The following is a 24335-nucleotide window of genomic DNA, read 5'->3' on the forward strand; positions in this document are numbered from 1 at the left end:
GCTCACGGTGCTGGTCTGCGCGTCCTCGGTGAAGTCGATATCCCCTGGCCGACCGGGTGCGCTGGATGCGCGAAATCCACCCGGAGCCAGGTATTTCCGTCGTCGGGACGGTGGACGACACCCTGATGGATCTCAACGATCTCGACATCTGTGCCGCGCACTGACAGTCCTCCGAGTTCCGCTGGGGAATCGCGGACCCGCTCCCGGAGAAGCGGTTGCGGGTCCGCGTCAGCCGGATCAGCCCGCCGAACCGGTCGACCAGGGCAATCCCGACGCCGACCCGGTGCCGCTACCCGAGGGCAGTTCGGCACCCGCCGAACCCGGCCGGTGGATGTGGACCGTGACCGGCTCGCTGCCGTCGGCCTCCACCGTGACGATGCGCGCCCCCGCCGCCGAGGTCACCCGGCCGCCGCTGATCCGGACCTCGTAGCCGTCCGGATAGGCCAGGTCGGAGACATAGATCTCGGTCGGTGCCGACGCGGCGCGTGGCCGGTAGCGATAGGCGAAATCGCCGGTGGTGGAGTCGAACACCATCTTGTCCGGGGTGCCCGCGGTGGCCTGCGGGTAGGTGCGGACCAGTTGCTTGCCGAGTTCGCCGCGGAACGGGTCACCGTCGCTTGCGCTGTAATGCCAGTAGTGCCAGCCGACGAACCGCTCGTCCGCGCGGGACACGGTGTTGTGCAGTACCGTCGGGTCGCCGTCGCCGAATTCGGTGACCAGCGTGGGGATGTCGGTGCGGGCGGTGAAGGAATCGATGTTGGCCCAGGTCTTGTCCTGCTGCACCGGGCACACCGCGCGCAGTTCCTCGGGCAGGTCGAGGTAGATGGCGAGCTGGCTGGGGATGCAGTAGTCGTGCGGGGAGAACACGATGTTCGGGCTGGTGATCGGCGGATTCTTGCCCAGATGGCTGGGCATGGTCTCGTTCCAGGTGACGTTCGGTTCCCAGAACACCGGCACCGCCGCGTTCCGCGCCCGCACCGCGTCGGTCAGGTATTGCAGGGCGCGTTGGTATTTCGCGTCGAAGTCCGGGCAGCCGTTGGGGAAGCAGGTGAGAAACGGTGTGCCGGGCCATGGTTCGTTGAGCAGTTCGATGCCGAGCACGCTCGCGCGGCCGTTCATGCGCTCGGCTAGTGCGCCGAGCGCGGTGCCGAGATGGTCGAGCACGCCGTGGGTGTTGTTCCACACCTCGTCCCAGCCCGCGTTCATGCTCGGCATGAGGTAGTAGAGAGGGAAGCCCGGATTCGGCTCGCCGTCACCGGGACGTGCCCTGATCGCCCACTCGGGAAAACCGTTGCCGCCCCAGATGTTCGACAGGCCGTCCTGGTGGTTGTCGAGCAGGGTGTAGATGCCGTGCGCGGCGAGCGTGTCCACCACGGTCTCGACCCGATCCAGATACGCGGTGTCGACCACGCCCTCGGTGGGCATCAGGCCGTCGAAGGAGACGCCGAGCCGCACGGTGGTGAACCCGCGCCGCGCCAGGATCGCCGCCGAGGCGTCGGTGAGTGTCAGGCCGTCGCCCGGCTGCAGATACGGCGCGGACTTGTCCACATTGTTGACCCCGTGCAGCAGTACTGTGCGGCCGTAGCCGTCGATCAGTTCGGCACCCTGGGCGCGCAGGGGAGTCAGCGCGACTCCCGGCTCCGCGGCGACCGGCGTGCTCCCGGTCATCCCGATTCCGGCGACCAGCGCCAGTGCCGCCATCCATCGCACGGCCCGGCCGCGCCTCGCTGTCTCGATCATCCGCGTCCCTCGACTCCGCAGATGGACAGGTGTTCATTTGAACGCCTGTCCAGTTCTGTTGGCGAGTGAACATAGCCGGAGACCATGGGTGTGGTCAAGGACACATCGAGGAAAGTGTCTGCCGGAGCGGCGCTCTCAGGGCAGCGAGACGAGTTCGCCGATCGTCCGCAGCAGCGTGGTGAACCAGCGCGCGATCAGCCGCTCCAGCGAGGGCGCACTGCCGTCGGGATGCTGCAGCCGAAGGCCGAACACGGCATTGCCGAGCGTGGCCCCAGCTAGAGCCTGCACCACGGTCCGGTGGACGAACGACACCGCGATCCAGGCGAGAAACCCGTACAGAAGCGCCATCCCGGGTCCGGACGGCCGCAGCGCCAGCCACACGCCCACCCCGACCAGGATGTGCAGCGTCCAGTCGATCAGCACGGCGGCGACAACGGCGGGCACCGGCTTGCTGCCGTCGGATCGACTGGCGGACAGGCTCTTCGGACTCGGTGCCGGTCTGCCCTCGGCATCGACCTCGGGTCCGAGGCGCAGTGTGCCGTCGTCGCGTCGTGGATATCTCTTCGCCAGCGCCGCTGCCTCACGCCGCTCCGCCCCCGGATCGCTCATGCCCTCAGGCTATTCCACCGGCGGCCGACTGGCACCCGCTGCCTGGGTGGCGACGAAGGCTGACCAGTTCAGCGGATGCATCGCCGGATCGCCCGTGCGCTGCCATCGTCGCAGGCGGTTCTGCCCCATGATCCGCACCGCGTCGGGAAACGCGTGGGTATCGGTCAGTTCGACGAGTTCTGCGGCGGCACTCCACATTCCGTCCGTATTGGGCAGCGGCCAGACACTGGACACGATCGACCCGACTCCCGCCGCCAGCGCCGCGGTGGCCAGCCCGAGCGGTTCCAGCGCCCGGGTGGCGAAGCTGTCGCAGCCGATCATGATCAGCGCGTCGGCGGCGGGGAACGCGGTGTGATCCTGGAACCACGCGGCGGCGGAGATCGTCCCGTCGGCCAACACGAAGGCGGCTCGGCCCGGGGACATGCTGTCGGCGAGCGAGGCGTGCCCGGCGAAGACGATCTTCTTCGGGGGACGTTCGGTGAGCGCGTCCCTGATGTTCTGCCGACTGGACCGGGACGGCCGGTGGGCTTTCAGCCGCGTCTGCGCCCAGCGGGGGAGGTGGTCGCCGACGAACACCGTGCGGAGGTCGCCGGGGAGGGGGATGTCGCGGGGGTGGCGGCCCAGCAGTCGTTCGCCACCCGGGTCCAGGATGAGCGCGCTGCCCTCGGCGTTCTCGCGGCCCGGACGGGCTCGGGTCATCAGCAGTGGTGACGGACAATAGTTGAGGGCGCAATGGTCGTGGACGCGGCCGTCCGGGAGGGGAAGAAGGCCGAGAGGGAGCTGAGCCGTCAGCCAGGTCGGCTGCACGAAAAGGGTTGTCGGCTTGCGTGACTCGGTCAGGAAAGCGCGGATGGTGTCGGGCAGGAGGGCCGCGGACACGCCCTCGGCGAGAGCTTGTTCCTCGGCGGGCGAAACCGCCGATGCCGCTTTGATGATGGCGCGGTAGTCGGTGTCGTCCTCTCGGGTGGCCAAGGGCAGGACCTTGCGGTATGCCGTTATCGCCTCGGCGACAGCGGATTTCGGTGTGCACGACGCGTCATGAACGCCGGTGCTGGTCACGACGGCGTGATAGAGACTGTCACCGTATTCCCACTGTGACCACCAGATCCAGCGCGCGTTTCCGGCTTCCGTGGCCAGCGTCGGTAGGCAGAAACCGGTGTCGCTGTGCTCACCGTCGCCGAGCGAGACCGAGATCGGCGGGCTCAGTGGGATGTGGTGGTGGCGTGCGTCTTCGATGAGGGTCTGCCGCTCGTCGGAGCGACCCAGAAGATCAGCGATCTCATCGGCGACCTCGGAATCGACGGGATGAGGGAGGTGCTCGTCGGGGAGGAGTTCGGGGGTCTCGTGCTGGGCCGGTGTGCTCTGCGATGCTCCTTCGATGATCAGCTCGATCATCGCGGTTCGAGGTTGTTCGCTGGCAAAGCCCGCTTGTAATGCGATGTGCCGCAGGAATTCCACCTGTCCGAGCAGACCGGCGCGCCAGGTGGTCATGGCCTGCCGCGCCCACCAGACCGCATAGCCGGACAGGACCGCGGACGCGTGCCTGTACGCCTCGTGCGGGTGCTTCTCGTGGACATCGCTCAGGAACTTGTTGATGGTCACGATCTTTCCGTCGCGGGTCTGGTCGAGAGTCGCCGCGATCACCATGTCGCGATATTCGTCGAAACCGATCTGGCCCGAGCGGAACAATGCCTGTGCGAGATCGGCGCGGATCTCGATCGCCTGCGCGTAGTCCTTGCGGCGCAGGCAGAGATCGATCGCCGCGGTGAAGACCTTGGCGGCCGGGAGGTACGAGCCGTCGACCGTCCAGCGCTGGCCGATCGCGGACAGGCAGCGCGCCAGATCGCCCCACGCACCCGCTCGCCGGAATCCCTCGGTGGCGAGGAACAGATGGAATTGCGCAGTCTCCGGTGCGCTGGCCTGGGTCATGCGCGAGATCAGCAGATCGACCTCGGCGAGCCAGCGCGTTTTGTTCTCGGCCACGGCCTTGTCACGCAGTGCCCACAGTTCCGTGTCGGGGACATGCAGCCGCAGATGGCTGAGAACATCGATCCTGGCCCACTGGACAGCCAATTCGCGAAACGGCGAGGAATCCAGCTCGGCGATCGTCCCCAGGCAGTCGAGCGCCTGGCGGTACAGGCCGATCTTGTGCAGCACGAAGTAGCCGCACCACAGCAATTCGACCTTGATCTCGGGGTGGTCGTCGATCTCGGGATCGGCGAGTGCCTTCGCGACGATGTCCACTCCTTCGCGCATCGCCGAGTCGGTATCGGCACGAGTCAGGCATTCGGCCTGCAGGGCCTGCGCCGCCAGCCGGTGCCGCGCGTGCCGAGACGCCTTGGCCGCCTGGGCGCAGATCCTCGCCTCGGTGCCGAGGACGGAGAAATCGCGGCCGATCAGCATCAGCGTGGGCATCACCCGCAGGACCAGCCAGTGATGGCCCTGTGATGACAGCAACTGCACCAGCGTGCGCAACTCGCGGTAGGCGATGTCGCGATCCGCCGTCGCCTCGGCGAAATCGGCGAAATTCCCGGCGATCTCGCCCGCTCGCTCGTGTTCTCGATGGCGCAGGGCCCGCCGGATCTTGCGTGCCACCCGCACATGCGCGCCGCGGCGCATCGGTGGCGGCACCACGATCGGGCTCCCGTCGCAGTGTGGAACGCGATAGCCGTGCTCGGTGGCCAGCAGCTCGGCTGAGACGCCGTGGCGGGGATAGGTGCCGGTGAGTTCGACCAGGTAGCGGATGATCGAGGCGCGGGCCGGGGAGATCTCGACCGCGCTGTCGGACAGCAGGTGCGGCTGCCGGTAGTCCAGCACCAGCGTGACGACATCGAGCAGGGCGGTCAGCTGGCCGCACACCTCGACGTCTGTGCACCGCCGCGCGGTGTCGACGAGTCGCCGGGCGAGCGCTTCGTCGTCGCGGTGGAAACCGTAGGCCGCTTCGAGCAGCAGGTGCGCGGCCATGTGCGCGTTCTTGTTGTACCGGTGCAGGTAGTAGGCGTTTCCAGCGAGCCAGTGCTGGGAGGAGTCGGCGCCGAAGGCCGCGCGCAGCGCCGACATCTCGGCGAAGCGCGCGGCGGGGTCGGTCGCGAATGTGAACGCGGCGGGACGCGCCCAGCGCCACGATGACGCGGGACCGTCGAAAAGGCGATCGCCCCCGGCGAGGGCCTCGGTGACGTTGCGCCCGGACCAGACCATCGACCACCGGCCCAGCCACACCGCACCCCGGCGCACCACCGAGGTCATCGCGCCGCCTGGTCTCCCTCACCCTCGGCATCGATGCTCTCGGCCATCCGCCAGATCTCCTGCCCGCTCAACTCCGGAAACGCGATGCTGAGCAGCACGGCGGTGGCGAACCGGTCACGGGAGCCGGGGTCGAGGATCGTCGCGGACATGCGCAGGGCCTCCGATCGCGCCGCCGTGGTCGAGATCCGGTCGGCGAACTTGTCGGCGCGTTCGCTCGCCCCGCGCGACTGCCAGAACAGCAGACCGCTGGCGGCGCCGGGCAGGAGACCGGCCGCGACGGTGGCGAGGCCCTGCGGATCACCGGGGTCGCCGGTGATCAGGCCGTACATGATGACGCCGATGGCGATGGCACCGCAGAGCAGGCTGGCGATCGTGGTCATCCGCTGCTGCTGCTGGGCGCTGGCGTGGTTCTGGATGTCGAGGTCGGAGCGTTTGCGGGCGGCGGCCTCGAGCCAGTCGTGTTTCCACTCGGCGGGGCGCTGTTCGTTGTCGGCGCTGAGGACCGGCGCCTCGGTGTTCTCGCCGCCCTCGGCGATCACCTGGGTCAGGTGCTGGACGCGGGTGCGGGAGCGCCGGGCCTCGAGTAGCTGGAGTCCGGCGGCATAGACGGCGCCCAGGACGGTCGAACCGGCGGCGAGCAGTTCGACGGACAGGATCTCACTCATTCGGGGTCCCTTCCGGACCTGTCACACGCCAGGTCCAGAAGGGAGATCCGCGGGATCGGTGGGGGTGTTACCCCGGGGCGGCGTTTCCGATTCGTACGGCGTGTTCGCCGGAACCGGCTGTCCGCCAGCACATCCGGTCAGCGCAGGGCCGGGATCACCTCGCGTTCGAACAGTTCGATGCCGGAGGTGTCGTAGGCGGCTTCCGGGAAGTTGACGATGGTGTAGGCCAGTCCGAGATCCCGGACGGCGGAGAGACGTTCCACGATCTGCTCCGGGGTGCCGGTGGCGGCGCTGGTGGCGAACTGTTCGCGGACGCGGGTTTCGGCGGCTTCGGCGCCGAGGAAGGGGGTGAGTCGGTCGACGACGGCGGCGAGGCGGTCGGCGACCTCGGCCTCGGTGGAGCCGACGACGGCGTTGAAGTTGGAGCTGCGGGTGATCGCGGCGAAATCGGTGCCCACCTCGGCGCAGTGCTCGGCCAGGATCTCGGACTTGCGGGCGAACTCGGCCGGGTCGCCGCTGAAGTTGGTGTAGTCGGCGTACTTGGCGGCGATGCGCAGCGTCTTCTTCTCGCCGCCGCCGGCGACCCAGATCGGAATCCCGTTCTCCTGCAGCGGTCGTGGGTGCACGATGGCGTCGTCGACCTGGTAGTACCTGCCGTCGAGGGTGGCGCGGCCGGTCTGCCAGGCCTGGCGGAAGATCTGCACGCCCTCGTCGAGCCGGCCGAGACGCTCACCGGCCGACGGGAAGCCGTAACCGTAAGCGCGCCATTCGTGTTCGTACCAGCCGCCGCCGATGCCCATCTCGACGCGGCCGCCGGAGATGAGGTCGACGGTGGCGGCGACCTTGGCCAGATAGGCGGGGTTGCGGTAGCTCATGGCCGTACACATCTGGCCCAGCCGCACGCGCGAGGTGGTGGCCGCGAAGGCCGACATCAGCGTCCACGCCTCGTGGGTCGCCTCATCGGTGGGGACCGGGGTGGTGTGGAAGTGGTCGTAGACCCAGATCGACTCCCAGTCGGCGCCGCTGTCGAAGCGCTGGGCCAGCTCGCGCATCACCGCCCACTGGTCCGCCGGTTCGATACCGACCAGGTCGAGTCGCCAGCCCTGGGGGACGAAGATGCCGAAGCGCACAGGTTTCTCCTCGGAGTGAGTGACGGGAACCGCTGCCCCCACTGTCCCCACTGTCGCGGCAACGGGCAACGGTTGTGCGCGCGCCGCGCCGAATCCAGGACCGGCGGATATGGGCGGAAACCGCTTGGCGCCAGGCGCGGGGGAATGCGCAGACACACTCTTCCTCTCCGGTGGCTTCGCCGAGGCGATGCGCACCCCACCCACCATCGATGCCTTGGATGTGCTGGCCGCGCTGGTGCCCCGTTTCGAGGGCCGGGTCTGGGTGATCTCGAAATGCGGTCCCCGCATCGAGCAGCGCACCCGGCAATGGCTCGACCACCACGATTTCGCCGCGCGCACCGGCATTCCCCGTGCGCATCTGCGGTTCTGCCGCACCCGCGCCGGGAAGCTGCCGCACTGTACCGAGCTGGGCATCACGCACATGATCGACGACCGGCTCGATGTCCATCGCCACCTGCGTGGACACGTCCCGCACCTGTATCTGTTCGGCGCGCAGGCCGCCCCGGCCCCGGACTGGGTGACCCACGCGCCGGACTGGCGGGCGGTGGAACGCGCCCTCGGCGCCGACCTTCCGCGGTGAGCGGGGCCACTGTGGCCAGTGGTACGACAGTGCCAAGGTGAAACGTCGGCGCATCGCATGTAGGCTACGAAGTGAAGGATGTCCGGCCGTGGGTCGGCAGCGACGACGAGGAGGTGGTGTTGCCATGCGCAGCGAACCCCCCAGTCGAAGGCCGCGCGGCGTCGCCCCTTCGTCCTCGTACTGATTCCCGGCTCGTTCGTGCCGGTCGTGCGTGATGGCCGTGGCGGTGGACGCCCGCGGTGTGTGCCACCGTTCCCTGATCCACACTCGTAGCATTCCCGCGGCGCTGTCGCCGGAGTGCGCGCCCACGCGCCAGAGGACTGTCCCATGTCGCAGACCGATCTCGTCGAAGCACGTCACGTAACCGTCGATTCCGTTGCGCCCGAAGCAGTTTCGGACCAGCAGCGCACCGAGGACCACTCGGTGACCGAGGCGCTGGCGATCCTGTCCGAATCGGTGCGCGACATCGTCGAGACCCACCGGGTCGCCGGGGTGATGGACTGGCTCGACAACCGCCCCCCGCACGTCATCGCCGACGCGCTGGCCCGCATGGACGCCATGCAGGCCGGCGTGGTGTTCCGGCTGCTGGACAAGGACCGCGCGATCACCGTGTTCGAGGAACTCGAGCCGGTCGACCAGCAGCAGATCCTGCAGGGCCTGCGGGAGAAGAGCTTCCGCGACCTGGTCGAGGCGATGGACCCCGACGACCGCGCCCGCATGCTGCGCGAGGCACCGGCCAAGGTCGCCAAGAAGGTGCTGGCCGGGCTGAGCCCGCGCGAGCGCCGGATGACCGCCGCGCTGCTGGGCTACCCCGAGGGCTCGGTCGGGCTCTACATGACCCCCGAGGTCGTCGCCCTGCCCGGCAACCTCACCGTGGCGCAGGCGCTGACCTGGGTGCGCGCCAAGGGCGGCAACGCCGAGACCGTGTACACGCTGCCGGTGGTCGACCGCGGCCGCAGGCTCACCGGCATCGTCGAGCTGCGCGAACTGGTGCTGCACGCGCCCGAGGCCATGGTCTCCGAGCTCGTCGTCACCGAACCCGCCTTCGTGCGCGCGACCGACTCCGCCGAGAAGGCCGCGCGCCTGATGAGCTCCACCAACGACATCAACCTGGTCGTCGTCGACAGTGAGGACCGGGTGGTCGGCCTGCTCACCATCGACGACGCGATGGAGGTGCTCGAGGCCGCCGACAGCGAGGACGTCGCCAAGCAGGCCGGTTCGGCGCCCTGGGAGGGCCACTACATGGCCGCCGGGGTGTTCCAGCTGGCGCGCTACCGGGCGCTGTGGCTGATGCTGCTGCTGTTCGCGGCCACCCTCACCGTCAGCGTCACCGATGTGTTCGCCGCGACGCTCGAGCAGGCGGCCAGCCTGGCGCTGTTCATCCCGCTGCTGATCGGCGCGGGCGGCAACGCGGGCGCCCAGGCGGCCACGGCGTGTGTGCGCGCGCTCGCGGTCGGCGAGGTGCGCGGCTCGGACCTGTTCAAGGTGATCTGGCGGGAATGCCGGGTGGGCCTGGTGCTGGGCGGGATGCTCGCCGCGGCCGGGCTGCTCATCGGCACGCTGTTCGTCGGGCCGAAGATCGCGGTGGTCGTGGCGATCACGCTGGTGATCATCTGCGGCTGGGCGGCGACCATCGGTGGCACGATGCCGTTGCTGGCCAAGCGGATCCGCATCGACCCCGCGGTGGTGTCGGCGCCGATGGTGACCACCCTGGTCGACGCGACCGGGCTGATCATCTACTTCACCACCGCCAAGCTGGTGCTGGGGATCTGACTCCGCGCTCGGGGAACTCAGCGTTCGGGGAACAGCGTGAGTGCCCTGGCCATGACGTCCCTGGCGACATCGTCGGTCTTGGCCACCACCTCGACCACCGGGATCCGCCTGCCGAACGCGGTGGATTCCGGGGGCAGTTCCGGGCCGACGGCGGCGGTGTAGATCGGGATGGAGCTGTCGTAGACCGAGACCGACCGGTGCACGGTGCGGCCGTCGATGTTCTCTTCGGTGCTGTTGGCGGCCAGGTACTCGGGCACGCGGTACTCGTAGCCGACGGTGATCTTCTCGCCGCGGTAGCCGAACAGGCACTGGGTCAGGCGCTGTTCGGCATCGGGCACGGTGTCGGCCAGCTTGGTCCGGACCGTGCACGGGTCGGCGCCGAGCAGCACCGTGGGCACCGTGTCCGGCGAGGTGCCCTGCGGGGGCGACTCGCGCCAGCGGTCGATCATCCCGGGCATGAGCTGGTCGGCCACGGTGCACGGGTTGGTGCCGGGCGGGGTGGACAGGCCGAGATAGAACGACGCGCCCGCCGGGAAGTGGGCCGTCGCGCCACAGGCGCGGGGTTCGCCGGCGTCGCGGTCGGGGACGACGCGCACCTGCACGTCGCCGATCTGGGAGAGCACGCCCTTGGCGGCGGGCGGCAGGCCGGGCAGCAGGGTCGCGTGCCAGGTGAGGGTGGTGCCGTCGCCGGAGGTGTCGCTGCCGATGATCGCCCGGCACGAATCCAGGCCGACGGTGACGCTCTTCACCTCCCCGAGTTCGGCGAGCTCGTCGCGCGGCAGCACCGCGCACACATCGACCTGACGCGTCGCCTGCGCCACCTCGTCGCGCTGGGCCGCGTCCTGCGGCACGTGCGACCAGAACTCCGGCGGCTGGGCCGGGATGACAGGAGGCGGTGGCGGCGGCAGCGTGCCGTAGTCGGGCGCCTCGCCCGCGTCGTCACCACACGCGGCGCAGACGAGCAACGCGGTAGCGGCCAACACCATCCTGCGATACATCGGCACCCCTGTCCTCGACAGACTCCGGCCCGGACTCGCGCCCGACCACCGAGTCTGCCCGGATGGGCAACCCGCGCGCAAACGATCGGGTCCGGTCGTTCCCAGAACGTTGTCAGCGTGGATCGGCTCAGTTCAGCGTCGCGAGGGTCTCGCGCATGACCTGTTCGGCGACGGCGGGATCGGCGGTGACGGTGACGACCGGGACGCGGGGGCCGAGCAGCTTGTCGCTGGTTCCGGGGGCGAGGGCCGGGCCGACGGCGGCGGTCAGGGTGTCGATCGAGGCCATCGCCGACTCGAAGCGGTAGACCTGCCGGGAGCCCGCGGTGAAGGCCGGGATGTCGTCGAGAAGGCTCTGCTCCTGGCGGTAGTCGAAACTGACGAGCGCTTCGTGACCGTCGACCGGCACCGTGCATCGCGCGACGTCCTGCTGGTTCACCGGCACGCCGACCCCGATCAGCGGCGCGGCCGCGCACGGGTCGGCACCGCTGAGCACCGTGCGGTCGGAGTCGGGGGAACTGCCCTGCGCGGGTTCGGCGCGCCAGGTCACCAACGCGACGCGCAGCAGTGATTCGGCCGTCGCGCACGCGTCCTGCGGCGCGCGCACGCTCATGGTCAGGGAAGCTCCCGACACGAACAGGGCATACGCGTCGCAACTGCTGCGCAGGGTCGGATCGGTGGCGGGTTCCTCCGCGTACAGCGTCCGCACATCGCCGAGCGCCCGTTCGGCTACCGGCCTGTCACCCAGCTCGTATTCGCCCGAGAAGATGGCCCCGGCGGTCCAGGTGGCGTCGATGCCACCCACATGCCCGTCGACGGCCATGTTCGCTCGGCACTGCGTCGGGCTCACGTTCTCGACCTCACTCACCGCACCGAACTCACCGAGCGACTCCCGTGGCAGCAGCGCACACACATCGATCGCCCGCACCTTGCGCAGCACATCGAGCCGCTGCTCATCGGAATTCGGTGCGGCCGACCAGAATCCACCGGTCGGCATCGAATCGGCGGCCTCGGAACTCTGACAGGCAGCGGCCAGCACCGCGGCAGCGGCGAGTAACGCCACCCGCCGCGCCGTCGACCGGCCCCTGGCCGAACCGTCGTTCTTCCCGCCGCTCATCGAGCGCGCCGCAGTCGTGATGAGCTGTCGCACAGTGGTTCTCCTGGTCAGGCGGCGGGGAAGAGTTCGGCGGTGGCGGTGAGGACTTCGCGCAGGACGGCGGGGTCGCGGCCGGTCAGTTTGACGACCGGGACGCGGGGGCCCAGGGACGAGGGCGGGCCGTCCGATGCCAGAGGTGCGCCGAGGATCGCCCCGTACCAGTAGTTTTCGGTGACGCTGCGCAGGTCGTAGCCGCGGTGTCCGTTGACTTCCAGTAGCGATTCGCCCTGGGTCAGGATGCCCTGCTGCTCGTAGGAGTACTGCAGGTCGACGGTGGTGCCCCGATACTCGAAGACACACCCGAACAGGAATTGCTTGTCCACCGGTGCGCTGACGCCCAGTCGCGACGTGACCGCACACGGATCGGCACCGGTCAGCGGGGTGACTGGGTTGTCCGGGGACGTGCCGGCAGCGGGCTGGGTGCGGAGCCGGTCGAGCGCGCCGGGCAGTACCCGCTCGACCAGGGCGCACGGTTTGTCCGCCACCGGTGTGGATATCTGCAGGCTGAGGCCGACCGTGGCCGGATACAGCGCCAGCCCGGTGCACGGGTGGGTCAGGACGTCCGGGTCCGGTGGGGTGTCTCGCTGGGCGACGACCGAGGCGTCACCGAGGCGGCTCTCGACGCTGTCGGGGAGCGGTTCCAACGGCTCGGCGGAGAGGAAGATCGACCAATTCAGGCTCGTCTTCTTTCCGAAATCCGTCGAATCGAGTTCCGCTGCACAGGAATCGGTGGAACGCGCGGCCACGGACAGGACCGTGCCGTGCTCCTCGAGAACCGACCGCGGAATCAGCGCGCACGGATCGATGGCGCGGGCGGCCGCCAGAATCGCCAACCGCTGCTCGTCGGTGTTCGGCGCGGTGTCCCACGCGATCGGCGCGACGGCGGCGGGCTCCGGGTCATCGCACCCCGCGACACCCGTCAGCAAGACCGCCGCGGCGACCACACCGGCCAGTCGACGAAGCATGATGTTCCCCCCTCGGGCTCGTTCGCCCAGCGGAACGGGCGCACGAGCCGCAGTTTGCCGGGTGCCTTCGGAGAATGCAAAGCGCGGCGGTGGGTGGTGGTCTTCACAGTGGGCGGACGTCCGGCGGACATCGGGAACGGATCACGGCGATGCGATGGTGGAGTGGCGGCGCCCGTGCCGCACAATAGGGGCCGCGTGTGTGAAGCGCTGGTTCTGGTGGTGCCGCCGGAGTCGACGCGATGCACCACAAGCTGTTGTGTCGGAGGGCGCGTTCGCCTACTAGAAGTAGTAGTGTTCGAGGTGAACTAGCTCATTCGCGATGGCACGTGCGAGTACAGGTCTGGCGGAAAGGTGTGGAAGCGGAATGAAGCTCATCGATCGGGCGTCGGCCATCAATTGGAATCGGGTGCCCGATGAGAAGGACGCCGAGGTCTGGGATCGGCTGACCGGAAATTTCTGGTTGCCGGAGAAGGTCCCGGTGTCCAACGACATCCCTTCCTGGAACACCCTGACCCCGGATGAGAAGCAGCTCACCATGCGGGTCTTCACCGGTCTGACGCTGCTGGACACCATCCAGGGCACGGTCGGCGCGGTGAGCCTGATCCCCGATGCGCTCACTCCCCATGAGCAGGCGGTGTACACCAACATCGCCTTCATGGAGTCGGTGCACGCCAAGAGCTACAGCTCCATCTTCTCCACCCTGTGCTCCACCAAGGAGATCGACGAGGCGTTCCGCTGGTCGGAGGAGAACCGCAACCTGCAGCGCAAGGCCGAGATCGTCCTGTCGTACTACAACGGCGAGGACCCGCTCAAGCGCAAGGTGGCCTCCACGCTGTTGGAGAGCTTCCTGTTCTACTCCGGCTTCTACCTGCCGATGCACTGGTCCTCGCGGGCCAAGCTCACCAACACCGCCGACATGATCCGCCTGATCATCCGTGACGAGGCGGTGCACGGCTACTACATCGGCTACAAGTACCAGAAGGGCCTCGAGCTGGTCTCCCAGGCCGAGCGCGACGAGCTCAAGAACTACACCTTCGAGCTGCTCTTCGAGCTCTACGACAACGAGGTCGACTACACCCAGGACCTCTACGACGAGGTCGGCCTCACCGAGGACGTCAAGAAGTTCCTGCGCTACAACGCCAACAAGGCGCTGATGAACCTCGGCTACGAGGCCCTGTTCCCGAAGGACGAGTGCGAGGTGAACCCGGCGATCCTGTCGGCGCTGTCGCCCAATGCCGACGAGAACCACGACTTCTTCTCCGGCTCGGGCTCCAGCTACGTCATCGGCAAGGCGGTCAACACCGAGGACGAGGACTGGGAGTTCTGAGCGCGTAGTACCACGACGAACGCCGTCACATCGCTCCCGGTGTGACGGCGTTTTGTGTCTGGGCAGGGCCCGTGCGGCGGTTTACTGTGAGATAGCGGTTTCCGTGTGGCTGACGGGAGTGGACGATGAACGGTCTGGTCGTAGCGCTGGTCGGCGCGTTGCTGTGCTTCTACGGGATCCGCTCGGTGCATCTCGGGGTGATCGCCGTCGGCTTCGGGCTCGGCTGGATGATCGCCGATCTGTTCAACGCCTCGTTCGCCTGGCTGTTGCTGATCGGGTTGATCGGCGCGGTGTCGTCGTGGGTGGTGACCTCGCTGGTCTTCCGGTTCGCCTCCTACTTCATCGGCGGGCTCACCGGCGCCATGGTCGGCGCGAAGCTGGCGACCGTGCTGCAACCCGGGGACACCCGCAATGTCGCGATGAGCCTGATCGTGATCCTGGCGATCGCCGTCGCCGGTGCGTTCCTGGCCGAGAAGTTCCGGGCGCGGGCGCTGCTGTGGCTCACCTCGATCGGTGGCGCGAGCATGGTGCTCAGCGGCGTCGGCCGGATGAGCGATTCGCTGGAGTTCCTGCGCCACCCCGAGAACGGCTGGCAGCAGATCGGTTCGACCCTGGCCTGGATCGCGCTGTCGGCGGCGGGCTGGATCACCCAGCGGCACCTGTTCGCCGAGAAGCTGGGCATCGAGCACCTGGTCGGCGACGACGAGCGCGAGGACCCTTCGCGCCGCAACGGCGGCTGGCCCAACGGCTGACGGCGGCGACCCCTCGCCGCCGCCGTCTCACCGCAGCGCCGCCAGCCCGCGCCGGTCGATCTTCCCGGTCGGGGTGCGGGGCAGATCGTCGACGAAGATCACCTCGCGCGGGGCCTTGAACCGGGCCAGATGGGTCTTCACGTACTCGCGCACCGCCGCGGCGTCGAGATCGGTGGCCACGACGAAGGCCGCCAGCCGCTGCCCGAACTCCTCATCGGGGATGCCGATCACCGCGGCTTCGGTGACGGCCGGGTGCCGGTGGAGCAGGTCCTCCACCTCGCCGGGAAAGACGTTCTCGCCGCCGGAGACGATCATGTCGTCGTCGCGGCCGTCGATGAACAGCCTTCCGGCGGAGTCGAAATGGCCGAGATCGCCGGTGCTCATCAGGCCCTCGCGCACCTGTTTTGATCCGCCGCCGGAGTAGCCGTGGAAGGCGATGCTGTTGCCGACGTGGACCGTGCCGACCACGCCGGGTTCGCTGATCCGGGTGCCGTCCTCGGCGTAGAGGGCGACGGTGATGCCGACCGGCGCCTTGCCCACCGTGCCCGGCGCGGCGGCCCAGTCCGCGGGAGTCGCGATGGTGGCGGTGCCGGTCTCGGTGCAGCCGTAGAAGTTGTAGAGGACCGGGCCGAACGTCTCGATCGCCCGGGTGCCCAGCGCCGAGGGCAGGGCGGCACCCGCCGTGAACACGATGCGCAGGGCGGTGGTGTCGGCGGCGGCGAGTGCTTCGGGTCCCAGATCGAGGATGCGGCGCAGCACGGTCGGCACGAGCACGACCATGTCGGCATGGTGCTCGGCCAGCTGGGCCAGTGCGCGGGCCGCGTCGAATCTGCCATGCAGGACGACGGTCGACCCGAGATTCAGGGCGAGGATGAACTGGGACAGTGCGGTGCCGTGGAACAGGGGAGCGCACAGCAGGACCGTCTGGCCGCGGCGCAATGGCACCCGGTCGACGAATTGCGCACCCGCCAAGGGAGATTCGATGCGACGCGGCGCGCCCTTCGGTGTTCCGGTGGTGCCGCCGGTCAGCAGGACGAAGCCGCCCTGTGCGGCGGGATCGGCGAGTCGTGCTGTGGTGCCGGATCGTTCGGCGGAGGGGGCGTCGCAGTCGAGCACGGTGACCCCGTCGGGAACCTCGGCCGCGGGGACGGACAGGCTCGGGTCGAGGACGAGCGCGTCCACCTGCTCGCGGACCAGTACCTCGCCGTCGACGAGTGCTATCCGGTGCGGGACCCTTCGTGCCGAAGTGCGGATGCCGCCGGCGATCGGGCCCAGTGTGCGCATCGTGCGTGCGGTGCGCAGGGTCTGTGCCGGGCGACGCAGGTCGATCAGCCCGGCGCGCTGCATGACGGTGAGCTGACGCGCGACGGTGCGCGCCGCGCGGAGCCGATGTGCCGCGCTCATCGCGAAATACCCTGGGGCGCAGGGGAGGAGCCGGTCAGCATACCCGCGGCCCCGGGTCCGCTCCGGCGGTCACCGCGAGCAGCCAGGCCACCGTGCCCAGCTCGGGCACGATCTCGGCGCTGATGTGCTCCGACATCGGCACCCGGAACATCCGCAGGTTCACCCCGCGCGCGCAGTAGCCCGCCACGATGTCGTCGATCGCCAGTTCGGCGGGCAGCAGCTGGTCGGTGGTGGAATGCCACATGAGCAGCGGGATGTCCGGGGTGTTCTCCGGGCGGCCGAAACTCGCCGCCGCCAGACCCGGCCGGGCTGCAGCGAGGGCCGCCTCGGGGTCGGTGAGATAGTCGGTGACCTGGCGCAGGAACGCGGTGGCGACGGTGGTGTAGAGGCAGCGTTCGCGCAGGTCGGCGGCGACCTGCTTGCCCTCCGGTGTCAGATACCGCTGGAGCGCGCGGTCGAAGTCCGGGTATTCGCGGGCCAGGCCGAGAATCGCCAGCCAGCCGGTGAAATTGGCCTGCGGCTGCTGCCCGGAAATGGCGAACGGCGCGATCGCCACCTTGTCACCGGGGATGCCGCCCTGCGCGCTGCCCCGGATCTCGAGCTCGGGCGCGTAGTGCTGTCGCTGTTCGGCCGCCGACGCCGAGGAATTGCCACCACCGGAATAGCCCCACAGGCCCACCGGCGACGCCTCCAGCCCGAGCCCGGCGCGCTTGGCCGCACGGATGCCGTCGAGCACCATCCGGCCCTCGCTCGGCGACATGATGGTGTTGTCCTTGCCGTCGAAATCGGTGACCACCACCGCCGCACCCGCCGCGAGGAACTGGCCGATCAGCGCGACCTCCTTCTGGATGCCCGCGCGCAGGGTGTACGACGGATTGCACTGCTGGCCGAGGCTGTCGATCGCCTCCTGGTACGAGATCAGCGGGCGCGCACCGGGACCCAGCCACGGGATGCCCGGCATGAGCACGGTGGTGGCGGTGGCGATCGGGGTGCCGTGGGTGTCGGTGCTGCGCAGCAGGAGCTGGGTGGTGTGCACCGGGACCGGGATGCCGAGCGCGTAGGTCTGCACGACGCGGCTGCGGATCACGTCACCGTCGGCGTAGGCGGCGAAGTCGTCGGGGTCGGCGTACCAGGGGTCGTGCTGGGGCGTGGGGATCGGGACGACGGCGGGATACACCTGCGCCTCGTCGGGCAGCGGTGGGAGCTGGAAGTCCTCGGCCGCGGCGGGCGCGGCCAGCACCACGACGGTTGCCAGCAGGGGGAGGGTGCGCGCGAACCGGCGCGCTCCGGTGGTGGCCGTGCTGCGCTGCATGGCGTCTCCTTCGGTAGGTGATCCCGATTACAGCACGGCGTCTTGTTGAGAACAAGAGTCCTTGTTCTTTTTGGGTGATCGGTAGGCTGAGCTGCGTGACGTCCACCGACAAGAGCCCCGTCCGCCCCCGGCGCATCCAGGGATTGGACGCCGAGCAGCGGCGCGCACGCCGCCGCGAGCAGATCCTGGCGGCCGCCTTCGAACTGATCGCCGCCGAGGGTTATGTCAACACCGCGATAGAGCAGATCTGCCAGACCGCCTTCGTCGGCAACAAGGCGTTCTACGAACTGTTCGAGAGCAAGGAAGCCTGCTATCTGGCCCTGCTCCAGCAGCAGAGCGAACGCGCTCAGGGCATGGTCGCCGCCGCGCTGGCCGAGGTCACCGGGGATCGCGACGCCGTGGTGGCCGCCGTCATCGGCGCCTTCGCCCACTCCCTCGTCGACGATCCCCGCGTCGCCAAGGTGACCTTCGGCGAAGCCAGCGGCATCTCCGCCAAGGTCGAACAGCAACGTCGCACCAACCGCCGCTGGGCCGCCCAATTTCTCGAATCCCTCTGGCGTACGCAAGGATTCGTTCCCCCTGGCGACATCCCCCACCTCTACCCCATAGCCGTCTCCACCATCGGCGGCCTCTTCGACACCGTCGCCGACTGGCTCCACACCGACGCGGGCGTCGCGGGCGACATCGACACCCTCCTCCGAGACCTGACAGCCTTCGCCGACATCGTCCACCGGGGTCTGTCCGCCGCCTACCCGCCGTCCTGAACCGCTGGCGTCAAGGCGCCGGTGTCAGCCACCCGGGACCGGCGAGCAGTGCTGCCGCCCGTGCGCGAACGAGAGATATTTGCTCCCCCCCCCCCCTCGAAGATCGAGGGTCTGGTGGAGTGCTGGAGGTGGTGCTTGCGATAGCGCAGGGTAGGGGTGTCGATGACGATGCCGGGGGCGAGAGCTGAGGCGGACATCAGGAGGGCAGTGTCCTCCATGCCGCGCAGGGCTGCCCAGCCGCCCGCGGTGAGCAGGAGGTCGCGGCGCCACAGGATGCCGGCGGGGTGGACCGGGAGACGGTAGGTGTCCGGGGTGGTGATCCAGGCGTCGAGCAGGGCGCCGCGTTCGAGGATGCCGGGGGCGGGGTCGTGAGGGAAGGGCCGGAGTTCGCCGGAGCCGAGGAGGTCGCGCGCGGGGCCGACGGCGAATCCGGCGGTGGGTTCGGTGGCGAGCGCGGCCGACAGGTCGGCGAGCGCGGTCGGCTCCAATTCGTCGTCGGCGTCGAGATTCTGGATCAGTGGGGCGGTGATCCGGCCGAGCGCGACGTTGCGGGTGATCCCCGGGCCTTCCCTGGTGCCGTTGAACGCCAGGCGCAGGCGGGGGTCGTCGGTGGCGCCGCAGCCGATGAGCGCGGCGGGGATCTCCGGGGTGCGAGGACCGTCGACCTGGACGAACCACGACCAGTCGGTATGGGTCTGCGCGCACAGTGACCGCCACGCGGCGGGTAGGTAGCGGGCGTACCCGGCGTGTACCGCCGTGAGCACCGCGATCTCCACGAACCGACACTCTGCCATGTCGACTCACGCGGAACCCTGTGGTAGGTAGTGACATTGATCATTCGGGTGTGGCGGCAGGCAGGGGACGTTCATGGATCACGCGCTGATCGAGTCGACGTTGAGCGGGCTGGTCGCCGCGAATTCGCGTGTGCTGGAACGCGATTGTGAGCAGATCGCGCTGCAGTACCTGGCGCAGCAGGTGGAGCCGCAGTTCGATGTGGACTCGGCGGATTTCGACAGTGATCCGCATCTGATCTGCGCCGATCGGTATTGGAATCACCGGTTCCGGGCGGAGCCGACCCTGCACACCGCCGTGTTGTGCGCGGGCTGGATGGCCGAGCATGTGGCGGCGGCGGTGCACGAGCCGATCCGGGAGAAGTGGGCGCTGGGGTACGCGTTCATCACGCGCGATTCGGTGGAGTCCGCCGGGGAGATCGCCGACGCCACCGGGGACATCGTCGCCGCCGACGACAGTGGTTGCAACAAGGCGTATTTCGCGACGCTGTATCACGCCGGGAAGTTGCGGGCCGACTTCTATTTCGATGAACTCGCGCAGTTCCTCGACGCCTCACCGTTGGCCATGGCGGCCGGGCCGCATCGGGAATCGGTGCTGTTCACCGCCCTGCGAGCCTTCGCCGCCTTCGGGAGCCGGCGCGCCACCGGGGAATACGCGCGGGAGTTGTTCGATCGGGTGTGGAGCGATACCGACCGGACCTACGCCGCCGTGGATGTCGCGCTGAACGGGCTCGCCTACAGCGTGGAGTTCGACGGCAGGAACGAACTGCTGCGGGATCGGGCGGGGGAGGCGGTCGCGGCCTATCCCGGCAGCCACATCCTGCATTTCCGGCTGGCGACCGGGCAGTGGTGGTGTGGTGAGCACGACGCGGCGCTGGTGAGCATCGATACGGCGGTGCGGTTGCTGCCCGCGATCGGTGGCCGGGTGAGTCATGAACTGCTGCAGGAACAGTATCGTGCGCGGCGGGAGGCCATCGAGGTGGCGCGGGTCAATGCCCGGCATGCGGCGGCAGCGCGGGAGAGTGCCGAACGGACCGAGGCCGAGATCGCGAAACTGGCCGAGACCGTGCGGGGTTCGGTGGTGAAGGTGATCGAGGGTGTGTCGATCTTCGCGGCGATCATCGCCTTCGCTGTCGGCTCGCTCAATATCAGCCTGAACGGGTCGCTCTCACTGGGTGATCGGTTGTGGATTCTCGCGGCGTTCGGTGGGGGATTGCTGTTGTTCGCGTTGCTGGTGGTGGGTGGGACGTGGACGATCGTGCATCGGTTGTCGCGGCGGTCGCGGTGAGGGCTATCGGGGCGCGGTGCCGAGGACGAATCGGTCGCGGGTTTTGGTTTCGCAGACGATGAGGGTGGAGCCGGGGGCTCGGAGCAGGGTCTTCGGCGTGCACTTCGTGAAGGGAGCGGGGGTGGTTTCGGTGAGGTCGGGCCGTTGCCAGGTCTGGAGGCCGTAGGCGATCGAGATCAGTTCGTCGTCGAGGAGCAGGTGGCGGCCGCCGATGGGCAGCAGGCCGTCCAGGCCGATGGGCACGGTGCGTGAGCGCGTGGGGTCGGTGCGATCCGAGACGGTTGTTTCACCGAGGCCGGGGCTGGTGACGACGGTGGTCCGGTCGGCGGCGAGAACGTCGACGCTGTCGGTGATCTCGGCGGTGGTGAGGTGGGTGGGGCTGACGAAGTGGAGGTGGCGCAGTCCCTCGGTGCGGTAGCTCCAGTCGAGGGAGACGACATCCTCGACGACGGAAATCGTCGGCAGGCGGTTCGGTTCCGGGGTGGGGAAGGCGCGTTCGGTGATGACGGCACCGGTGGTCGCGTCGAGGGCGCGCACGGTGGTCGCCGGGCCGAGCGAGTCGCGGCAGACCATCACCTGGTAGACCGCGACCGAGGTGATCGCGATCTGGGCGCGTTCCGTCCGGCAGTTGTCGGGGACGGCCGGGGCGGACCACAGGCGCTCACCGGTGCGGGCGTCGTAGCGCCGGAAGTCGCCGTCGTCGGCGCGGGCGAGCAGCGTGTGTTTCCCGTCGCCCGTCAGCGCGTCCAGCCCCGTCTCCCTGTCGCGGGTGAAATCCGATTCGGTCCACAGGGTTTCGCCGGTGCCCGCGTCCAGGGCGATCCAGCCGAGGCCGTACCAGTAGGCGATTACGGCGTTCTCGGCGGTCAGCGAGTACGGGGTGTCCGGATCGAGGTGGACGCCCCGCTCGGTCGCGGTGGGTCGCAGGTGGTGCCAGCGTGGGGTTCCGGTGGTGCCGTCGTAGGCGGTGATGCCGGTCGAGGTGGCGACGAGGAATCCGTGACCGCCTGCCACGACGGTGGACGAAGGGGGCAGGTCGAGGCGGAATCGTTCCTGTCCGAGGGCTTTCGGCTGCGCCGGGACGGGGGCGTCGGCGACGGTGCGGTGATCGAAGAACCGGCTGTCGTCACCCGCCCACACGGCGGCACCGGTGGCGGCTACACAGGCGAGGACGCCGATCGCGGCCATGGTCGCGCCGGTGCGTTTCGGGAGCGCGCCGTAGAGCGGCGGTGAGATCGCCGCGCCGAGGACGAGCAGCGTTCCCACCACCACGAGCGCCCACGCGGCGACCGACATCGGCAGCTTCGGGAAGGCCGCGTAGTGCTCGAACGTGGTTTCGACCATGGAGGGGATGTGCAGCCGCCAGACGGCGAGGAATCCGATGACCACGATCACGTGCATCGCCGCGCTCGGGACGTTCCCGATTCCCTTGGCCTGCAATGTCCGTGCCCAGCGCAGGGCACTCGCCAGTACGAGCAAGGAGGCGATGCCGAGCCCTACCGCGAGCAGGCCGAGATCGGTGGAGAGATCGGTGACTTCTTCCGCCGAGATGTCGACGCGGCTGTCGGCGGCGACGAACAGGCTGTAGAGCCCGAGCAGTACACCGCCGACGAGCAGGACGACGCCGAGGACCGCCGCGGCCGACACCGGTCGCGAATAGTCCGGGCGCCGTGGCAAAGACGTGCTGCTGTCGGTCATCGACCCTCCCCCATGAAGCTGCGGACCCGAGGATAGCGGGCCTCGCGGACTCGGGTCAGGCGAGGACCACCACCGCGCACGCCGCGAGGAAGACGCCCTGGAGGGCGGTACGGGCGGGGAGCGGCATGGTGGTGATGCCCAGGTCGGCACGGGCGGCTCGGATATTGGCGGGGAACATCACCAGCAGCAGGACGAACAGGCAGGCGGCGGCCACCGGTGCCGTGGCGGGGATGAGCAGGCCGACCGCGCCTGCCAGTTCGAGGAATCCGGTGAGGGTGACCAGTGCGGGGGCATTGGGCAGGCGGGGCGGGACCATCGCGATCAGGGCGTCCCGGCGAGGCTGCTGGAAGTGGGCGACCGCGGTGAGGGCGAACATGGCCGCCAGGCCCAGGGTGATGGCGTGGGGCCAGGAATCGAGCCAGGTCAGCGGGGCGATCCAGCCGAGCAGGCGGGCCAGCAGGGTGACGGTGGTGAGGACGATGAAGGGGGCCATGTGGAGCTCCTGAAGCGGGCGACGCGGTGTCAATCTTGACACTGGAAAGATTGACACCATCGCGGGAACTTGTCAATGACAAGTTCGTCGGTCAGGATCTAGGGATGGCCAAGGACGGGTATCACCACGGGGATCTGCGGGCGGCGCTGCTCGACTCGGCGGCCGAGCAGATCGCGGCGGAAGGCGTGGAGGCGGTATCGCTGCGGGCGCTGGCCCGGCGGGCGGGGGTCTCACACGCGGCGCCCGCGCACCACTTCGGGGACCGCGCGGGACTGTTCACCGCGCTGGCCATCGAGGGATTCGACCTGCTGGCAACGGAATTGGCGGCCGCGGGGGAGGACATGCGCGAGGTGGCGGTGGCCTACATCCGGTTCGCGCTGGCCCAGCCGGGGCGCTTCGATGTGATGTACCGGCGCGAGGTGCTGCGGGCCGACGATCCCGACCTGCTCGCCGCCCGCGAGCGGTCCGGCGCGGCACTGCGGTCGGGGATCGCCGGGCTGCGGGCCGGGCAGGCGCCCGACCGGCAGCGCTCCACCCGGCTCGCGGCCTGGTCGCTGGTGCACGGGTTCGCGACGCTGTGGCGGGAGGGGGCCCTCGAAGGGTCGGAGCTGGCGTCCTCGGCCGATCCGGAACAGCTGGCCCGGGCGATGCTGGCGACGGTGCAGTTCGACTGAGCGACCCGATGTCGCGTTATCGGGGCGGACGACCACCGCTGGGCGGCTCGCCACCTTGGCCGCCCGGTGGCTGACCGCCCATCCCGCCCGGGGGCTGCCCGCCGGGAGCGGACTGGGTGTTCTGGGACTTGTCGGCCACTCCGATCGTGAGCGAGACCGCCATGCCGGTGGCCGGTGTCCCGCTGACGGTGGCGAGCTCGGCGTCCCACCCGTCACCGAAGACATTGTCCGAGGCCAACGTCACCCCGGACATGTTGCCGGTGCTGGCGGCATAGCCGGAGTCGGCGGCGAAGACGGTCTCGCAGGCGTCCTGGGGGAGGGCGATCTGGGAGGTGAGGCGGGCATTGTCACCGGCGACGGCCGTGGCCAGCGAGTCGTAGACCTCGAAGTGGATGTGCGGCCAGCGGCCGGTGTAGCAGGCGGGGAAGATCGAGGTGAACTCGACGGTGCCGTTGTCGTCGGCGACCTGGACACCGCGCAGGTAGTTCTGCTCGGTGACGCCCTCGCTGTAGAGCGAGTACCGGCCCTCGCGGTCGCAGTGCCAGACGTAGACGGCCATGCCCGCGCCCGCCGCGCTGGTCGTCAGGTCGACGAGGTTCAGCGTGAGAGTCATCGGAACACCCTGTGCGGTCCCGGAATACGCGCCGAAGCTGCCGGTGATATCGGAGCGGACCACACCCGATTCGATGAGCACATTGGGTCCGTTGGAGCCGTCACCTGGATAGGGTCCGGCCGTCTCGCCCGGTGCGGCGGCGGGCAGGGTGGCCGGGGTGGACGTGGCGGTGGTGGTGGTGCCGGAATCGCTCGCGCAGGCCGCCGCCGCGGCCGCCACGCCGGCGATGCCGAGCGCGCTCAGCATCTGTCTGCGTGACATCACCCGCAGGTCGTGGCCCAATCCGAGGTCGTGCTCGTGCATCGCGTCTCCTCCGCTTCTCCGGTGTCGAGGTCGACGGTAGGAGCGGGGTCTGCGCCG

21 protein-coding genes are annotated in these 24335 nt (G+C 69.2%); 7 read left to right on the forward strand and 14 right to left on the reverse strand.

The features are described from left to right. Positions 1–237: 237 nt before the first annotated feature. The 5 genes from ACWEMY_RS11030 to ACWEMY_RS11050 all read right to left on the reverse strand — a co-directional run bounded on the left by ACWEMY_RS11030 (position 238) and on the right by ACWEMY_RS11050 (position 7390). Complete coding sequence (locus tag ACWEMY_RS11030) at positions 238–1740, reverse strand: endoglycoceramidase I (protein WP_452389850.1); 1503 nt, start codon at positions 1738–1740, stop codon at positions 238–240. A gap of 135 nt (positions 1741–1875) precedes the next feature. Then, positions 1876–2349, reverse strand: a complete 474-nt coding sequence (locus ACWEMY_RS11035; RefSeq protein WP_452389851.1) for an RDD family protein — start codon at positions 2347–2349, stop codon at positions 1876–1878. Positions 2350–2358: 9 nt separating this feature from the next. Further along, the gene (locus ACWEMY_RS11040; RefSeq protein WP_452389852.1) at positions 2359–5595 is read right to left on the reverse strand and encodes a CHAT domain-containing protein; all 3237 of its coding nucleotides are present in this window, start codon (positions 5593–5595) and stop codon (positions 2359–2361) included. Beyond that, positions 5592–6260 carry a TRADD-N-associated membrane domain-containing protein gene (locus ACWEMY_RS11045; protein ID WP_452389853.1) on the reverse strand — a complete coding sequence of 223 codons (669 nt, stop codon included), beginning with the start codon at positions 6258–6260 and terminating at the stop codon, positions 5592–5594. The genes ACWEMY_RS11040 and ACWEMY_RS11045 overlap by 4 nt, the downstream gene beginning before the upstream one ends. A gap of 137 nt (positions 6261–6397) precedes the next feature. After that, entirely contained in the window at positions 6398–7390 is a 993-nt protein-coding gene (locus tag ACWEMY_RS11050) for an LLM class F420-dependent oxidoreductase (RefSeq protein ID WP_452389854.1), read from the reverse strand. 187 nt (positions 7391–7577) lie between these two features. Between ACWEMY_RS11050 and ACWEMY_RS11055 the strand changes: the two genes are divergently transcribed. Continuing rightward, positions 7578–7970: a hypothetical protein gene (locus tag ACWEMY_RS11055; protein WP_452389897.1), complete on the forward strand. Its 393-nt coding sequence runs from the start codon at positions 7578–7580 to the stop codon at positions 7968–7970. A gap of 327 nt (positions 7971–8297) precedes the next feature. After that, the gene (mgtE, locus tag ACWEMY_RS11060; protein ID WP_452389855.1) at positions 8298–9743 is read left to right on the forward strand and encodes a magnesium transporter; all 1446 of its coding nucleotides are present in this window, start codon (positions 8298–8300) and stop codon (positions 9741–9743) included. 17 nt (positions 9744–9760) lie between these two features. Here mgtE and ACWEMY_RS11065 read toward each other — a convergent pair whose 3' ends face one another. The 3 genes from ACWEMY_RS11065 to ACWEMY_RS11075 all read right to left on the reverse strand — a co-directional run bounded on the left by ACWEMY_RS11065 (position 9761) and on the right by ACWEMY_RS11075 (position 12859). Continuing rightward, positions 9761–10729: a peptidase gene (locus ACWEMY_RS11065; protein WP_452389856.1), complete on the reverse strand. Its 969-nt coding sequence runs from the start codon at positions 10727–10729 to the stop codon at positions 9761–9763. Positions 10730–10868: 139 nt separating this feature from the next. After that, entirely contained in the window at positions 10869–11888 is a 1020-nt protein-coding gene (locus ACWEMY_RS11070; protein ID WP_452389857.1) for a hypothetical protein, read from the reverse strand. Between the two features lie 14 nt (positions 11889–11902). Next, the gene (locus ACWEMY_RS11075; RefSeq protein ID WP_452389858.1) at positions 11903–12859 is read right to left on the reverse strand and encodes a hypothetical protein; all 957 of its coding nucleotides are present in this window, start codon (positions 12857–12859) and stop codon (positions 11903–11905) included. Between the two features lie 364 nt (positions 12860–13223). Here ACWEMY_RS11075 and nrdF point away from each other — a divergent pair, with 364 nt between their 5' ends. Then, positions 13224–14186: a class 1b ribonucleoside-diphosphate reductase subunit beta gene (nrdF, locus tag ACWEMY_RS11080; protein WP_452389859.1), complete on the forward strand. Its 963-nt coding sequence runs from the start codon at positions 13224–13226 to the stop codon at positions 14184–14186. Positions 14187–14311: 125 nt separating this feature from the next. Beyond that, complete coding sequence (locus ACWEMY_RS11085) at positions 14312–14938, forward strand: DUF4203 domain-containing protein (protein WP_375929434.1); 627 nt, start codon at positions 14312–14314, stop codon at positions 14936–14938. Positions 14939–14965: 27 nt separating this feature from the next. On the opposite strand, the gene ACWEMY_RS11090 is transcribed toward ACWEMY_RS11085, so the two are convergent. Further along, positions 14966–16342, reverse strand: coding sequence for an AMP-binding protein (locus ACWEMY_RS11090; protein WP_452389860.1), 1377 nt, complete (start codon positions 16340–16342; stop codon positions 14966–14968). 34 nt (positions 16343–16376) lie between these two features. Continuing rightward, entirely contained in the window at positions 16377–17654 is a 1278-nt protein-coding gene (locus tag ACWEMY_RS11095; RefSeq protein WP_452389861.1) for a lipase family protein, read from the reverse strand. Positions 17655–17749: 95 nt separating this feature from the next. On the opposite strand from ACWEMY_RS11095, the gene ACWEMY_RS11100 reads away from it, so the two are divergent. Continuing rightward, complete coding sequence (locus tag ACWEMY_RS11100; RefSeq protein ID WP_452389862.1) at positions 17750–18418, forward strand: TetR/AcrR family transcriptional regulator; 669 nt, start codon at positions 17750–17752, stop codon at positions 18416–18418. On the opposite strand, the gene ACWEMY_RS11105 is transcribed toward ACWEMY_RS11100, so the two are convergent. Next, on the reverse strand, positions 18403–19212 hold the full coding sequence (locus ACWEMY_RS11105; RefSeq protein WP_452389863.1) for a glycosyltransferase family A protein: 810 nt from the start codon (positions 19210–19212) through the stop codon (positions 18403–18405). The genes ACWEMY_RS11100 and ACWEMY_RS11105 overlap by 16 nt on opposite strands. A 73-nt stretch (positions 19213–19285) precedes the next feature. Between ACWEMY_RS11105 and ACWEMY_RS11110 the strand changes: the two genes are divergently transcribed. Further along, entirely contained in the window at positions 19286–20497 is a 1212-nt protein-coding gene (locus ACWEMY_RS11110; protein WP_452389864.1) for a hypothetical protein, read from the forward strand. 3 nt (positions 20498–20500) lie between these two features. Here the strand turns inward: ACWEMY_RS11110 and ACWEMY_RS11115 are convergent, their stop codons facing one another. Both ACWEMY_RS11115 and ACWEMY_RS11120 read right to left on the reverse strand, forming a co-directional pair. Beyond that, positions 20501–22195 (reverse strand): outer membrane protein assembly factor BamB family protein, encoded by a 1695-nt coding sequence (locus ACWEMY_RS11115; protein ID WP_452389865.1) that lies wholly within the window; start codon positions 22193–22195, stop codon positions 20501–20503. A gap of 55 nt (positions 22196–22250) precedes the next feature. Beyond that, positions 22251–22688: a DoxX family protein gene (locus tag ACWEMY_RS11120; RefSeq protein ID WP_452389866.1), complete on the reverse strand. Its 438-nt coding sequence runs from the start codon at positions 22686–22688 to the stop codon at positions 22251–22253. A 104-nt stretch (positions 22689–22792) separates the two neighbouring features. On the opposite strand from ACWEMY_RS11120, the gene ACWEMY_RS11125 reads away from it, so the two are divergent. Beyond that, positions 22793–23362 carry a TetR/AcrR family transcriptional regulator gene (locus ACWEMY_RS11125; protein ID WP_452389867.1) on the forward strand — a complete coding sequence of 190 codons (570 nt, stop codon included), beginning with the start codon at positions 22793–22795 and terminating at the stop codon, positions 23360–23362. 16 nt (positions 23363–23378) lie between these two features. Here the strand turns inward: ACWEMY_RS11125 and ACWEMY_RS11130 are convergent, their stop codons facing one another. Further along, a complete protein-coding gene (locus ACWEMY_RS11130; protein WP_452389868.1) occupies positions 23379–24278 on the reverse strand; it encodes a dioxygenase family protein in 900 nt (299 codons plus the stop codon). Positions 24279–24335: the final 57 nt, after the last annotated feature.

The sequence above is a fragment of the Nocardia sp. NPDC004415 genome (assembly GCF_053602435.1).